The organism is Noviherbaspirillum galbum (assembly GCF_010974945.1).
Taxonomy (GTDB): domain Bacteria; phylum Pseudomonadota; class Gammaproteobacteria; order Burkholderiales; family Burkholderiaceae_D; genus Noviherbaspirillum; species Noviherbaspirillum galbum.
Genome location: NZ_JAAIVB010000085.1, coordinates 246,539 through 260,726 on the forward strand (window position 1 = coordinate 246,539; position 14,188 = coordinate 260,726).

Consider the following 14,188-nt stretch of genomic DNA (forward strand, 5'->3'; position numbering starts at 1 on the left):
AATCAAGGTTGCCGCGTGAATTCGCGCAAATAGATAATGAGGTCGGCACGATCCGCAGCCGATGGCACCTGGATGCCCATCTTTTGTCCGGGAACCAGCTTTTCCGGATCGCTCAGCCATCGGTCGAGCGTCGCGGCCGTCCAGATGATTGAGGATGACTTCAGCGCGGGAGAGTAGTCATAATCCGGCGCACTTCCTGCCTTGCGTCCGAACACGCCTTTGTGGGCTGGGCCAACGCCGTTGTAGTCGATGGAATGGCATCCCGCGCACAAGCTTTGATATAACGCCTGACCACGCAGCGCGTTTCCATTGGCATGAGCCAGGCTTGTACAGACGGCCAGCGTCATTCCAATACATATCCAGGTTTTCATTGCCCTTCCTTTCGTCGTGTACCATGCCCCCATGCTGTAAAACCCGGAAGCGCCCGTCGTTATTCCCATCGACGCGCAAAATATTTCGGGAATAAAGTCGCTGCAAGACGAGTCCTGCACCCTGACATGGGGAAAAAACCGGATGAGCCAGCGTTTCGAGAATGACGACAAGACCAGGGAATTCGAGGCGATCGTGCTGCCTCATCTGGATGCCGCCTACAACCTGGCGCGCTGGTTGACGCGCAACGACCACGACGCCGAGGACCTGGTGCAGGCGGCATTTGTCCGCGCTTTCCGCTTTTTCGATGGCTTTCGCGGCGGCGATGCGCGTCTCTGGCTGCTCACGATCGTCCGGCACACGTATTTCACGTCACTGCGCGACGATCGTCACGAGCAAGACAACATTGCATTCGACGAAGAACTGCATCATGCCGCCTGCGAATCCGACACCCTGGGCACGCAGGGTGTCGAGCTTCCGGAAAGCGCCATGCTCCGCAGCGATACACGTCATGCGGTCAATCGCGCGCTGGACCGGTTGCCGGGCACCTTCCGCGAGGTTGTCGTGCTCAAGGAGATGGACGATTTGTCCTATAAGGAAATCGCGGAAGTGACCGGTATTCCGATTGGTACGGTCATGTCGCGACTCGCGCGTGCCCGAAAACTGCTCGTCGCATACCTGAAACAGTACGCGTCCGGAGGATGAGATGGATTGCACGGAATATCGTCTGTTGATGACGGCCCGCATCGATAACGAACTCGATGCCGCGACGATGGCGCAATTCGCTGCGCATGTCGCGAACTGCCCCGAATGCGAGGAGGAGTATGAAGCGCTGTCTGGACTCTCTTCGGACGTCCGAATGCACGGCGAGCGCTACGCCGCGCCGGCCCACTTGAAGCAGCGGATCCTCTCGGCGTTGCCGCATCGTCCTCCCGTGTCGCGCGAAGCAGGGAAGTGGCCTTGGGCCTGGATCAATTTCGGTGCCGCGCTGGCGTCAAGCGCCGCATTCGTGGTGACGCTCGGCCTATATATGGCGGCGCCTACCTCGACCAATGGGCTGGAAGAAGATGTTGTGTCGAGTCATTATCGCTCGCTACTTGTCGGCCACTTGACCGACGTCGCATCGTCAGACCAGCACATGGTGAAACCCTGGTTCACGGGCAAGCTGGATTTCTCGCCGCCAGCATACGATTTCGCGGCGCGGGGTTACACCCTCATCGGCGGGCGGCTTGATTATCTGCATGGACGAACCGTCGCCGCACTGGTGTATCAACATCGCCAACACATCGTGAACCTGTTCGTCTGGCCGGAACAAGGAAAGGATGGAACGGCGCAGCAATCTGTGTCGAGGCAGGGATTCCAGCTGCTCGCGTGGTCGGATCACGGACTGCGCTATTGGGCAATTTCGGATGCGGCCCCGCAAGACCTGGCGGAACTGCGGAATCTCCTCGATGCGCAAATACGGGGGGAAACATCATCCGGTTCGCAAAAGTGAGATCCATCAAGCGGTCAAGCGTTCGGCGAAAGCGGTACCCCATGCCTCTGCCATCCCGGAATTCCAGAAACGATGAGCGCGATGGCACTGGGCTTATTCGACAGGCTTGGGCGGGACGGATCTGGCAAAGACCGCGGCCGCCTGGACGAATTCGCTGGGCATCATGATGACGGTCATGGTGTTCTGTTCGGCGCCGATTTCAGTCAGCATCTGCATGCGGCGCAATTCCAGGGCCTCTGGCGTCTGCGCGATCAGGCGCGCGGCGTCGGTCAGCTTCTTCGCCGCCAGGAATTCCGCATCGGCCTTGATGAGGCGGGCGGCTTGCTCGCGGGTAGCCTCCGCTTTCTGGGCGATGGCCCGCTGCATGTTTTCTGGAATTTCGACGTTGGCGATTTCCACCTTGCTCACCTCGACTCCCCAGCGGGGCGCGATCTCTTCGATCTTCTGCGCTATGATGGCGGCAATTTGGCCGCCGCCAGACAAGACCTCATCGAGCTCGTGCAGGCCGACCACGCTGCGCATGGTCGTCGCGGCAAGCTGGCGGATGGCGGCTTCGACATTTTCGACGTCGAGAACGGACTTGGCGGGATCGACGATCTGATTCCAGAGCACGGCCGTGATCTTGACGGGCACATTGTCCCTGGTGATCGCCTCCTGTTGCGGCAAGGACCATGTCGTCGTGCGGATGTCGACCGGAATCGCGCGCTCGATGCCCCATGGAAGCAGAAAATAAAGTCCCGGGCCCCTGACACCTGCGAAGCGTCCAAAGCGCAGGACTACGGCTCTCTTGTACTGATCCGCGACCCGAATTGTGGTCAGCAGGAAGGAAACGATCAACCCAAGGGCAATCAGGGAAAAAATGGAGAGGGAAGGCATCATGTCGGGATCAGGGATCGGTAGTGGGCCCTCTTGAAAGCATAATTCAATTTCTCCAACTTAAAACCTTTATCATCGACAAAACCACGCGATCGCCAATTCAATATTCCATCGGCAATCATCGATTGCTTGGCAGATCCGTTTTGTCACATTTCACTTAGAACGAGATTTCAAGAAAAAATAGAGCGCACCAGTTCATCGAATTGCGGCGCCCTACGCAATCGCGCGAAAAATCCCGCAATGACGAGCTGGTGCGCTCATGCAGGCGGCAAGGTCAAGCCTGCTGTATGTGAACGCTCCCACAGAAGAACATCCCGGTAGTCAGCGCGATGCGCAAGCCGTCACGCCAAACCCGCGTTTCGGATCACTCCCTACCCGCGTTTCTTGGTTTAAACACATAGGCGAGGAAAGATCAATGTATCTTGATTGCCGGCGGATTTGTCTCCAGGTCATTCAAGGCGGTTTGAAGCCAGGCGCGCACAAATTCGTCTCCTTCGATATCGCGCATCAGGTTGTAATTGGTCATCATTAACACGTTCAGCGCGTCTGCCATTGCTGAAGAATCGGGCATCTTCAGCATCAGGTTGCTGACAGCTTTTACCGCCTCTAATGCAATTTTGTCTTGAGCCATCTATGCATCTCCTGTCGTTGATCGTGGCCGGGGTAGAGAAGCCATGCGGCCAAACAGATTGTTTCTCGCTTAAATAGACTGTATGTTCAACAGCGCTAAGAGCAGCGATTCCGAACTCAAGCAAACCTCATGCCCGTCATGGAAAGAGACGCCAGATTCATCATTAACAAGTGCCCAATATTTTGTTCATGATTATTGGGGCGCGTCCAGGGCAACGGGGATTGCGGCGCTTTTCTGCGCCAATATGTTCACGAAACATTTTCACGACCATCGCGCCTAGTGACGTTAAGTGGAAAATTCTTACAACATGGCGCTTGGCAAATATTTTTCGACTTGCCGGCTGTGAAAAGAAGAGCCAAGGTGTTGCTTATTATTGTGCTTTTCAGTCGGTGACCGGAGCCGCAGCTGACTCATGCTTGAGGATACCCATGTCGTTGAGGGCATCGCGCATGGCATTGACCGCCTGCCGCATCTCCGCCTCGCCGATAGCGCCGATGCAGCCCACCCGGAACGTCTCGGCCTGCGTCAGCTTGCCCGGATACAAGATGAACTCCTTCTCCCGCACTCGCCGGTAAAACTCCTGGAAGTTGTACTGCCGGCTCGCCGGCGCAAGCAGCGTCACGCTGATCGGCGCCTGGATCGCCTGGTCCAGGAACGGCTCCAGCCCCAGTTCCACCATTCCCGCCATCAGCGTGTCGTAGTTGTGCCGGTAGCGCGCCAGCTGCCCGCCCCCGGCTTCGAACTGCAGCAGCGCCTCGTGGAATGCCATCACGATGTGCGTGGCTGGCGTGAAGCGCCATTGCGTGGTCTTCTCCATCAGCCTATTGAGGCTGGACTGAACTTGCATTCAAGCGCCATACATGAAGACGTTACTCTCATTCTGGCGTGCCGCCTTTTGAGGGACGTGCGGCGCTTCCTTCGACGTTCGATTTCCGGCTTTCGCGGACATGGCAGGATAATTGTAGTCAGCGCCCCGGACGAGCGTGCCTTCCCGGTAGGCGCTTTCCAGCTCCGATCGGACTTCCGTGCGTGTTTTGCTCGAATCGAGGCTTGGCTCGCTCCACGGATAATTGGTATTGGTCCCGGCGATGGCGGAAGAGGACAGTGCGGCGACAGCGGCGGCAAAAAGGATTCGGGATGTTTTCATGACAGGCTCCATTGGTCGTTGCGAGGGCTGTGCTGTGCGCCGCAAGGGGCGCACGACAGTCATGCCCCATGGTGCGGAAGAGCACCTGGAACCTATCCCTGCGAGGGGAGGCTCTTGAATGGGGTCACAATGGATATACGGAAGAACAGCCGATTCGGATGTGGCATTCGTATTTTTACTTCGCCAGCATCGTGTATGCGTGTACTGCGTGCCTGAAGGACGCCGCGCCTGCCAGAGAGGCAGTCAGGGAACGACAAGGTGTTTGGCTTGCCATGCGCGATGAGTGAGTTGGGGACGCGCAATAGAAAACGGCCCGCTATCGAAGCAGGCCGTTGGAATTGTACCTGCCGCACGTGGCCAGCACTCCAGGGACCAGTGGTCCAAGGGAGTCGGACCTGGCTTGGCTTCGGGTTCATCGCAAAGCAACGATCGCTCCCACCAAGACGCATGTCCAACCAATGCGCGTAGATCGTCCAAAGAATGTTTTGGCATGTAGGAACGCGACAGGTGAGACGCATACTACGCTGTTAAGGGGTATTGTCAAGTCGACGATTTGTGGTTGCCGTCCATCCATTTTTCCTCGCACTTTTCCATGCATGACGCATCGTGACAGCCGATCTCCGGAATAACAAAATGATTTGCGCTTGGCAATAGGATTATTTCCTAGCCCACCACAGTAATCTACAGGCTGATTATTGAACAAGCATTCTCCAGAATGGCTCTTGGTCCCGCTTACCCGGAAGGCCTAGAACAACACGATCGGATCGGGTCAGGGGAGCCGCGCAAGCGCAGGTGGTCCTCGTCGAGATCGACAAGCTGAAGTCAGGCTTGAAATGGGGATCGGCCGGCACGCCGGCCGCCTGAACCGCACGACGTGATTCAAGAAAAGAAGACGTGGAGAGTAGATGATTGCAGCAAGTAATCTGGATCGCGGTGATGCGCATGGTGCCGGCATGTCGATCCTCGGGAAGCTACGGATCAGTACCAGCCTGACGGTCGTACTGGTGTTGTTCGTGGTATTCATGGGCGCCAGCAACTTCGTGTCATGGAATGGCCTTCGCCATACCGCCGATTCAGTTCAGCGCTTGAGTGCCGTGACGGACGAGGTGCAGGCTGTCAATGGCGCCTTCGCCGCGACGCAGCGCGCCCGCGTCTCGCTGGCGGGCGCCCAGAGCGCCGCGCGCGTAGGCAACGAAGCTGTGGCCAAGGATTTAATGAAGACGGTCGGCACGCGCCTGGAGCAAGGGCAGAAACTGATTAACAGCTTTGCGCAGATGCCCAGTATCGATCCGGAAGACCAGGACCTGGCGAAAAAGCTGGTATCGACGTACGAAGCCCTCAATGACAGCGTCAAGGCTGAGCAGAAAGCGGTGATCGCCGGCGATACAGTCGCATACGATCAGATCAGCTCCGTGAAAAGCATCGCCGCCTCGCGCGCATTCAATACCGAGCTGGAGAAGTTTTCCAAGCAGGCGACGGCCCGCGGCGATGAGGCTCAAGCCGCCGCCGGCAACACATTTGGCCGCCTGCAGACCGTCATCATCGCCGGCATGGTGCTTGCCCTGCTGGTGGCCGGACTGGCACGCTGGGCGCTGAGCCGCATTGTTCAGCGACCGTTATCGGAAGTGGGCGCGCATCTCGACCGCATGGCGAGCGGCGACCTGACCTCCAGCATCGACCACGATTCCAGTAACGAGATCGGCATGCTCTTCGCAGCCACGAAACGTATGCAGGAAAGCCTGACCCGGGTCATCGGCACGGTGCATGTCTCGGCCGAATCGGTCAGCGCTGCCTCGAAACAGATCGCGACGGGCAATGCTGACTTGTCGGCGCGCACCGAATCGCAGGCCGGCTCGCTGGAAGAAACCGCGTCGTCGATGGAAGAGCTGACCTCGACCGTCAAGCAGAATGCCGAAAATGCCAGACAGGCGAATCAGCTGGCATCCACGGCGTCCGAAGTGGCCGTTAGGGGCGGGCATGTGGTGTCCGAGGTGGTCGACATGATGGGGTCGATCAATGCGTCGTCAAAAAAGATCGTCGATATCATCAGCGTCATCGACGGCATCGCGTTTCAGACAAATATTCTTGCGCTGAACGCAGCGGTCGAAGCGGCGCGCGCCGGCGAACAGGGCAAGGGCTTCGCCGTCGTGGCAACCGAGGTCCGCAGCCTGGCCCAACGCTCCGCGTCCGCCGCGAAGGAAATCAAGTCGTTGATCAGCGACTCGGTCGGCAAGGTGGAGTCGGGCTCGAAGCTGGTCGATCAGGCTGGCGCGACGATGGATGAAATCGTCCGCAGTATCCGGCGCGTGACCGACATCATGGCGGAAATTACCGACGCCAGCGCCGAGCAGGGCGCCGGAATCGAACAGGTGAATCACGCGATTGCCGAGATGGACAACGCCACCCAGCAGAATGCCGCCCTGGTGGAAGAAGCGGCGGCAGCGGCGCAAGCCATGCAGGACCAGGCTGCGACGCTGGTGCAGACGGTAAACGTCTTCAAGCTGAGCGGTATGCCGCAGCTAACGAGGCTACCCGCTCCGCGCGAATCGGTGAAGCAGGGAGCGATTCCTTCGGTGCGCAAGGCCTCATCCGCCAGGGTTGCCGCACCTGCCAGGAAAGTGCCTGCGGTGCAGGCGGTCCGTGGCGGTGATTGGGAAGAATTCTGACCGAGCGCGGCAAGCGGATATGCCGCGCCGGGGCCGCAACTGTCCGAGGGCGCGGGGCAGCGAGGCGAAAAAAAAGCCCACTGGCCTTGCGGCTCGCGGGCTGAATCCAATTCAAGGAGAGTTGGAGGAGACAGGAGGAACTTTAATGCGTCGCAGCATATTTTTCTAATTTATTTTGGCGATAAGCTTATATAAAGAAGTGATATAACTTGAAGGTGGCGGGAAAAAGCTTGCCGCGCGGAGACTTCATGCCGGCTACAATGCCGCAACCCGATCAAGCTCGCCCCCATGGACCTGTCCCGCGTCGACCTCAATCTCTTCATCGTCTTTGAAGCCATCTTCACGCTTGGCAGCATCACGGCTGCCGGGCGGAAGCTGCACCTGTCGCAGTCGGCGGTCAGCCATGCGCTGGCGCGGCTCCGGCAGTTGTTCGACGATCCTCTGTTCGAGCGCAACAGCCGCGGTATGGCGCCCACGCCGCTGGCACGCATCCTGATCGTCGACGTGCGCAACGCCCTGCAGAGCATGGAATGCACACTGCAAAAGACGGCGCGTTTCGACTTGTCCACCACCAGGCGCCACTTCGCGATCGCAATGGGCGACCCCTTCGATTCGTTGCTGCTTCCGCCGCTGCTGCGGCGCATCGGGCCGGCCGCGCCCGGCATCTCGATCGAGGCCATCTACAGCGACCGGCGCCGGGTCGAACCCGCGCTGCTGGACGGCTCGCTCGACATGGCGATCGACGTGCTGATATCGACGTCGCCAGACGTCGTGCATGCGCCGGTGCTATCCGAGCCGCTGGTCGTGCTGGCGCGCCAGGGTCATCCCGACATCGACGGCAGCGTCGACCTGGACACCTACCTGAAGCAGGCGCATGTCCAGGTGTCGTCGCGGCGCCGCGGCCTGAGCATCGAAGACATCAGCTTGAGCCGCGCAGGCATGACGCGGCAGGTGCGGGTCAGGTGCCAGCGGTATGCCGCCGCTTGCCGCATCGTGAGCGAAACCGACATGCTGACCACGATGCCGGCCTGCTTTGCCAGGATCGCCAACCAGGCGATGCAGAACCAGGTCTTGCCCGCGCCTTTCCCGTCCCTGCGCCTGGAGTTGTTCCTGTACTGGCATGTCCGCAGTGACAACGACGCGGCGGCGCGCTGGCTGCGCGAGCAGATCCTCGCTTGCATGGCCCCGCCACAGGAGCCGCAGCACTGATCGCCGCCTGGTTTACGTTGCTGTCATGCACCGCGTGCATAGTCTCTCATCGAGCAAAATCATTGGATTCATTTCTGTCGGCATTTTAAGCTGTACGCGGTTGATGCAAACTAGACAATGACGCCGATGCCGGGCCTGTTTGATTGGCGGGCGCGACAATGCCGAGAGAGGACGCAGTGACAACCCCCGACTTACCCTGGATCAAGTCGTATCCGCCAGGTATTCCCTGGAATGCGAAGATCGATATGCTGCCCGTTCATCATCTGCTGGACGATGCGGCGGCGCGCGCGCCGGACCGGCATGCCATCGAATTCCAGGGCAAGGCCTACACCTACGCGCAGCTGCATGAATGCGTGCAGCGCTTCGCCGCCGGCCTGCAATCATTGGGCGTCGGGCCGGGCATCAAGGTCGGTCTCTACCTCCCCAATTCGCCGCATTACGCCATCGCATTCTTCGCGGTTTTGAAGGCGGGCGGGACCGTGGTGAACTATTCGCCGCTGGATGCCGGCGCGGTGCTGGCACACAAGATCGCTGACAGCGAAACCGACATTATCGTCACTCTCGACCTCGAATCGCTGTATCCGCTCATGAACAAGCTGCTAGGCAGCACGCGCCTGAAGACCCTCGTCGTCGGCAACATGGGCGAAGTCTCCGGCGCGCCGGACAAGGTGCAGGCGGAGTTGCGCAGCCAGGGGCAGTTGTGCGACGTGGCCTGGGACGCGCAGCGCATCGCGTTCGCCAGCTTGCTTGACAACGACGGCTTGTGCGCACCGGTTGCGCCAATCGACTTGCACGATACCATCGCCGTGCTGCAGTACACCGGCGGCACGACCGGCCTGCCCAAGGGCGCCATGCTTTCGCATGGCAACCTGTCGGCCGGATGCAGCCAGGCCGTGCAAAACCTGTCCGGCGGCACAGGCCTGCAGGACGGCCGGGAGACTTTCCTTGCCGTCCTGCCGCTGTTTCACATCTACGCGCTGACCTTCAACCTGCTGCTCGGCGTGCGCCTGGCAGCGACGCTGGTGCTGCATGCGCGTTTCGATCCGGCGGCGGCGATCCGCGACCTGGCCGAGAAGCGCGTGACGGTGTTTTTCGGCGTGCCCACCATGTTTACCGCCATCAACATGTTTCCCGGCGTCGAAGGCAATGATTTTTCTTCGCTGAAGCTCAGCAATTCCGGCGGCGCGCCGCTGCCGGTCGAGGTGCATGAACGCTATGAAGCGCTGACCGGTTGCAAGCTGCAGGAAGGCTGGGGCATGACCGAGATCTGCGGCGTCGGCACCAATACGCCGATGCAGCGCCGTCATAAGATCGGTTCCTGCGGCGTGCCCTTGCCCGGCATCACGATCCGTTTCATCAGCGTCGATGATCCGGGAAAGCCGGTAGCCTACGGTCGGCAGGGCGAAATCTGCATCGCCGGCCCGAACGTGATGACGGGTTACTGGAAAAAACCCGAGGCGACTGCCGAAGCCATGACCCCTGACGGCTTCCTGCGTACCGGCGATGTCGGCTACATGGACGACGATGGATTCATGTGGATTGTCGACCGCATCAAGGACATGATTCTTTGCAGCGGCTACAACGTATATCCGCGTAATATCGAGGAAGCGATCTACAAGCATCCGTCGGTGGCCGAAGTACTGGTGGTCGGTGTGCCCGATGCCTATCGCGGCGAGGCGCCCAAAGCATTCATCACGCTGAAGCAGGGTGCACCCTCCTTCACGCTCGACGAACTAAAAGGTTTTCTGAAAGACAGCCTTGGCAAGCATGAAATGGTGCAGGCCTTGGAATTCCGGGTCAGTCTGCCGAAAACCGCGGTTGGCAAGTTGTCCAGGAAAGAATTGCAGGATGAAGAAAAGAGGAGGGTGGCATCGTCCGCCTGACTCCCGAACGCTACCCAAACCAGAAGAAGAATCAAAGGAGAAAGACATGACTCGTCCCCTGACCCTGCTCGCCTGCACGGCGGCCTTCGCCGCCGCAATCGCCGCCCCGGCGTCCGCCGAAACCGTGAAGATCGCCTTCATCGATGCCTTGTCCGGCGCCTTCGCGCCGCCCGGCCAGACGGCGCTGAAAAGCTTCCAGATGCTGGCCGAGATCGCCAGCCAGCAGAAGTGGGCCGGCCCCGGCAACACTATCGAAGTGGTCGGCTTCGACGGCAAGGGCAGCCCGCAGGAATCGCTCAACCAGTTGAAGACGGTGATCGACCAGGGCTATCACTACATCACGCAAGGCGGCGGCTCCGGCGTCGCGCTGGCCCTGGTGGACGGCATCAACAAGCACAATGAGCGCAACCCGGGCAAGGAAGTCGTCTACCTCGACTTCGCCGCGCTCGACCCGGACCTGACCAACAGCAAGTGCAGCTTCTGGCATTTCCGTTTCGAGCCCAACTCCGACATGCGCATGGAGGCGCTGACCAGCTACATGGCGGCGGACCAGAACGTCAAGAAGGTGTACATCCTCGGCCAGAACTATGCGCTTGGCCACCAGGTCAGCCGCGCGGCGAAGGAGTACCTCAAGCGCAAGCGTCCCGACATCCAGATCGTCGGCGACGACCTGCACCCGATCGCCACGGTCAAGGATTTTTCGCCTTACATCACCAAGATTAAGGCTTCGGGGGCGGATTCGGTGGTCACCGGCAACTGGGGCAACGACCTGGCGCTGCTGATCAAGGCGGCCAAGGACGCCGACCTGAAGGTCAACTTCTACACCTACACCGCCTACACCACCGGCGTGCCGACGGCGATGGGCGCGGCCGGTGCCGACCGCGTGAAAAACGTCAGCAACTGGAACATCAATAATGAAACCTTTGCCGGCAAGGAAGTCGCCGAGGCATTCAAGAAGAAGTACAACGAAGACTACTGGCTGATGTCGAGCCACAGCGCCATCGCGATGCTGTCGCGCGCCATCAAGGAAACCGGCACGGCCGACCCGGTCAAGGTCGCGTACGCGATGGAAGGCATGACCATCAAGAGCTTCAATGGCGACGTGGAAATGCGCAAGGCCGACCACCAGGCGCAACAGCCGATATACTTGGCGACGTGGTCCAAGGTCAATGGCAAGGACGTGAAATACGACCAGGAAAACACCGGCTACGGCTGGAAGACCGAAAAGAAAATCGGGACTTATGTCGCAGCGCAGCCGACGTCGTGCGAAATGAAGCGTCCCAATAAATCCTGAGCGCGGCCCCTGCCGGCGGAGACAAGATGATCGTCGTTCACCACCTGAACAATTCGCGCTCGCAGCGCATCCTGTGGCTGCTGGAAGAGCTCGCGCTTCCCTATGAGATCGTGCACTACCAGCGCGATCCGGTCACGCGCCTGGCTCCGCCCGAACTGAAGGCGGTGCATCCGCTCGGCAAGTCGCCGGTCATTACCGATGACGGGCTGGTCGTCGCCGAATCGGGCGCCATCATCGAGTACCTGGTGCGCAAGTACGGCAACGGCCGCCTGGCGCCGGCCGCCGATTCGCCGGACTACATCCAGTATTTGCAGTGGATGCATTTCGCCGAAGGTTCAGCCATGCTGCCGATGCTGCTGGCCTTGTATGTGGGGCGGCTGGGCGATGCCGGCGCACCACTCAAGCCGCGCATCACCAGCGAGATCGACAACCACCTGTCGTACCTCGATGCGCAACTGGGGCAAAAGGATTTCCTGCTGGGCGCGGAATTGTCGGCGGCCGACATCCAGGTCAGCTTCGTGGTGGAAGCGGCGGATGCGCGCAACCTGCTGGACCGCTACGTGAACCTCAGCCATTACGCCGCCCGCATCCATGCGCGTCCCGCCTACCTGCGCGCGCTGGAGCGCGGCGGACCGTACCGCCTGGGAGCTTGAGATGACTCCCGTGCAGGATGGACTCATCGTCATCGCCAAGCGCGAATGCCCGACCTGCCTGCTGGTCGAGCCGCTGCTGCGCCAGATTGCGGGGACGACGCCGCTCGCCGTCTACATCCAGGACGATCCGGCCTATGCGGCGGACGTGCCGGGCGCGGTGCTGGACGACACGCTCGAGCATTCCTACCGGCTCAACACCGAGATCGTTCCCACCCTGATCCGCATGGAAGCAGGGCGGGAAGTCGAACGTACCTATGGCTGGCATCGCGACGATTGGCGGCGCCTGACCGGTCAGCCCGACCTCGGGGAAGGTTTGCCGGCAGTTCGGCCGGGATGCGGTTCGAAGACGCTGGAGCCCGGTGTGGCGGAAGAGCTGGCGGTGCGCTTCGGCAAGGTCAGCTTCGGTGCGCGCGCCGTCGAAATCGCCGGTTCCGAAGACCTGATGGAAGTCTGCTTCGAGCGCGGCTGGACCGATGGCTTGCCGGTGGTTCCGCCCACGCGCGAGCGCGTGCTGCGCATGCTGGCGGGCACCACACGGGCACCCGATGAGGTGATCGGCATGGTCCCACCCGACCTCGTGGAATGCACGGTCGAGAAGGTTGCCATCAATGCCGTCATGGCCGGCTGCAAGCCGGAATATCTGCCTATCGTGCTGGCCGCCGTCGAAGCGGCGCTGATCGATGAATTCGGCATGCATGGCGTGCTGTGCACCACCATGTTCGCCAGTCCGCTGGTGATCGTGAACGGCCCGATGGCGAAGGCGGTCGGCATGAATTCCGGCGTCAATGCGCTGGGGCAGGGGAATCGTGCCAACGCCACGATCGGCCGCGCCCTGCAGCTGGTGATCCGCAACGTCGGCGGCGGCCGCCCCGGCGAGCTCGACCGTGCCACGCTCGGCACGCCGGGCAAATACACCTTCTGCTTTGCCGAGGCCGAGGACAGCGCGTGGGACAGCCTGGCCGTCGAGCGCGGCTTCACGCGTGGGCAATCGACCGTCACGCTGTTCGCGGGCGAGGGCGTGCAAGGCATCGTCGACCAGAAATCCCGCACGCCGGAATCGCTGGCGCGCAGCTTTGCGCTCGCGCTGCGCGCGGTCGACCATCCCAAGCTGGCGATGGCGGGCGATGCGCTGCTGGTGGTATCGCCCGAACACAGCCGCGTATTCATCGAGGCCGGCTGGAGCAAGTCGCGCCTGCGGGAGGAACTGGAGCGACTGCTGCAATTGCCGGGCAGCGAAATGGTTGTCGGCGCGGGCGGCATCACCGAAGGATTGCCTGCCGCCATGGCTGGCGCGACGGTGCCCAAGTTCCGGCCCGGTGGCTTGCTGATCGTACGCGCTGGCGGCACCGCCGGCCTGTTTTCCGCCGTGATCGCCGGCTGGGCCGCTTCCGGCCCGGTCGGCTCCACCCCTGTTACCAAGGAGATTCGTTCGTGAAAGAACCAAGCATCCTGCTCGACCCCACAGCCGAGCGTTCCCCCGCCATGCGCGCGCTGCTGGCGCGGCCGGCATCGCTCGACGGCCTGACGGTCGGCATCCTCGACATTTCCAAGGCGCGCGGCAACGTCTTCCTCGACCGCATCGATGAACGGCTCGCAGCGCTCGGCATCGGCGTCAAACGCTACCGCAAGCCGACGTTCACGCGCGTCGCGCCCACCGCGCTCAAGCAACAGATCGCGGCGGAATGCGACGTCGTCATCGAAGGACTGGCTGACTGAGGGTCTTGCACGTCGTGCTGTATGCATGACATTGCAGACCTCGAAAGTCGAGGCGTTCCAGGAGTAGCGATTGCATCTACCGAATTCGTGCAGGCAGCAACGCTGCAGTCCAAGGTGCTCGGTTTCGATCCGGCGATGGTGTTCGTGCGCCATCCGATACAGGATCGTACCGACGACGAACTGCGCGCGCTCGCCGACCAGGCGGTTGAGCAGATCCTGCGGGGAATCACCGCGCCCTGACACGGGTGC

The 14,188-nt window shown here is 60.8% G+C and carries 14 protein-coding genes; 9 read left to right on the top strand and 5 right to left on the bottom strand.

What is annotated here, in order from left to right; genetic code table 11:
* Positions 1-2: 2 nt before the first annotated feature.
* Positions 3-371, bottom strand: a complete 369-nt coding sequence (locus tag G3574_RS27735; protein ID WP_235953658.1) for a c-type cytochrome — start codon at positions 369-371, stop codon at positions 3-5.
* Between the two features lie 142 nt (positions 372-513).
* Here G3574_RS27735 and G3574_RS27740 point away from each other — a divergent pair, with 142 nt between their 5' ends.
* Together G3574_RS27740 and G3574_RS27745 are read left to right on the top strand one after the other, a co-directional pair.
* Entirely contained in the window at positions 514-1,074 is a 561-nt protein-coding gene (locus tag G3574_RS27740) for a sigma-70 family RNA polymerase sigma factor (RefSeq protein WP_163968798.1), read from the top strand.
* A 1-nt stretch (position 1,075) separates the two neighbouring features.
* The gene (locus G3574_RS27745; RefSeq protein WP_163968799.1) at positions 1,076-1,864 is read left to right on the top strand and encodes an anti-sigma factor family protein; all 789 of its coding nucleotides are present in this window, start codon (positions 1,076-1,078) and stop codon (positions 1,862-1,864) included.
* A 93-nt stretch (positions 1,865-1,957) separates the two neighbouring features.
* On the opposite strand, the gene G3574_RS27750 is transcribed toward G3574_RS27745, so the two are convergent.
* The 4 genes from G3574_RS27750 to G3574_RS27765 all read right to left on the bottom strand — a co-directional run bounded on the left by G3574_RS27750 (position 1,958) and on the right by G3574_RS27765 (position 4,518).
* On the bottom strand, positions 1,958-2,743 hold the full coding sequence (locus tag G3574_RS27750; protein WP_205609952.1) for an SPFH domain-containing protein: 786 nt from the start codon (positions 2,741-2,743) through the stop codon (positions 1,958-1,960).
* 409 nt (positions 2,744-3,152) lie between these two features.
* The gene (locus tag G3574_RS27755) at positions 3,153-3,371 is read right to left on the bottom strand and encodes a hypothetical protein (RefSeq protein WP_163968800.1); all 219 of its coding nucleotides are present in this window, start codon (positions 3,369-3,371) and stop codon (positions 3,153-3,155) included.
* A gap of 382 nt (positions 3,372-3,753) precedes the next feature.
* Entirely contained in the window at positions 3,754-4,218 is a 465-nt protein-coding gene (locus G3574_RS27760; RefSeq protein WP_205609953.1) for a hypothetical protein, read from the bottom strand.
* Positions 4,219-4,518 (bottom strand): DUF4148 domain-containing protein, encoded by a 300-nt coding sequence (locus tag G3574_RS27765; protein ID WP_163968801.1) that lies wholly within the window; start codon positions 4,516-4,518, stop codon positions 4,219-4,221.
* 905 nt (positions 4,519-5,423) lie between these two features.
* On the opposite strand from G3574_RS27765, the gene G3574_RS28895 reads away from it, so the two are divergent.
* From G3574_RS28895 to G3574_RS28900, 7 genes are all read left to right on the top strand, one after another.
* On the top strand, positions 5,424-7,184 hold the full coding sequence (locus G3574_RS28895) for a methyl-accepting chemotaxis protein (RefSeq protein WP_163968802.1): 1,761 nt from the start codon (positions 5,424-5,426) through the stop codon (positions 7,182-7,184).
* A gap of 288 nt (positions 7,185-7,472) precedes the next feature.
* Positions 7,473-8,393, top strand: a complete 921-nt coding sequence (locus G3574_RS27775) for a LysR family transcriptional regulator (RefSeq protein WP_163968803.1) — start codon at positions 7,473-7,475, stop codon at positions 8,391-8,393.
* 176 nt (positions 8,394-8,569) lie between these two features.
* The gene (locus G3574_RS27780; RefSeq protein WP_328804868.1) at positions 8,570-10,276 is read left to right on the top strand and encodes a long-chain-fatty-acid--CoA ligase; all 1,707 of its coding nucleotides are present in this window, start codon (positions 8,570-8,572) and stop codon (positions 10,274-10,276) included.
* Between the two features lie 46 nt (positions 10,277-10,322).
* Complete coding sequence (locus tag G3574_RS27785) at positions 10,323-11,570, top strand: branched-chain amino acid ABC transporter substrate-binding protein (RefSeq protein ID WP_163968805.1); 1,248 nt, start codon at positions 10,323-10,325, stop codon at positions 11,568-11,570.
* Positions 11,571-11,596: 26 nt separating this feature from the next.
* Entirely contained in the window at positions 11,597-12,223 is a 627-nt protein-coding gene (locus tag G3574_RS27790) for a glutathione S-transferase family protein (RefSeq protein ID WP_163968806.1), read from the top strand.
* A gap of 1 nt (position 12,224) precedes the next feature.
* Positions 12,225-13,658, top strand: coding sequence for a thioredoxin (locus G3574_RS27795; RefSeq protein ID WP_163968807.1), 1,434 nt, complete (start codon positions 12,225-12,227; stop codon positions 13,656-13,658).
* Complete coding sequence (locus tag G3574_RS28900; protein WP_456237895.1) at positions 13,655-14,179, top strand: UGSC family (seleno)protein; 525 nt, start codon at positions 13,655-13,657, stop codon at positions 14,177-14,179. The genes G3574_RS27795 and G3574_RS28900 overlap by 4 nt, the downstream gene beginning before the upstream one ends.
* Positions 14,180-14,188 lie beyond the last annotated feature (9 nt).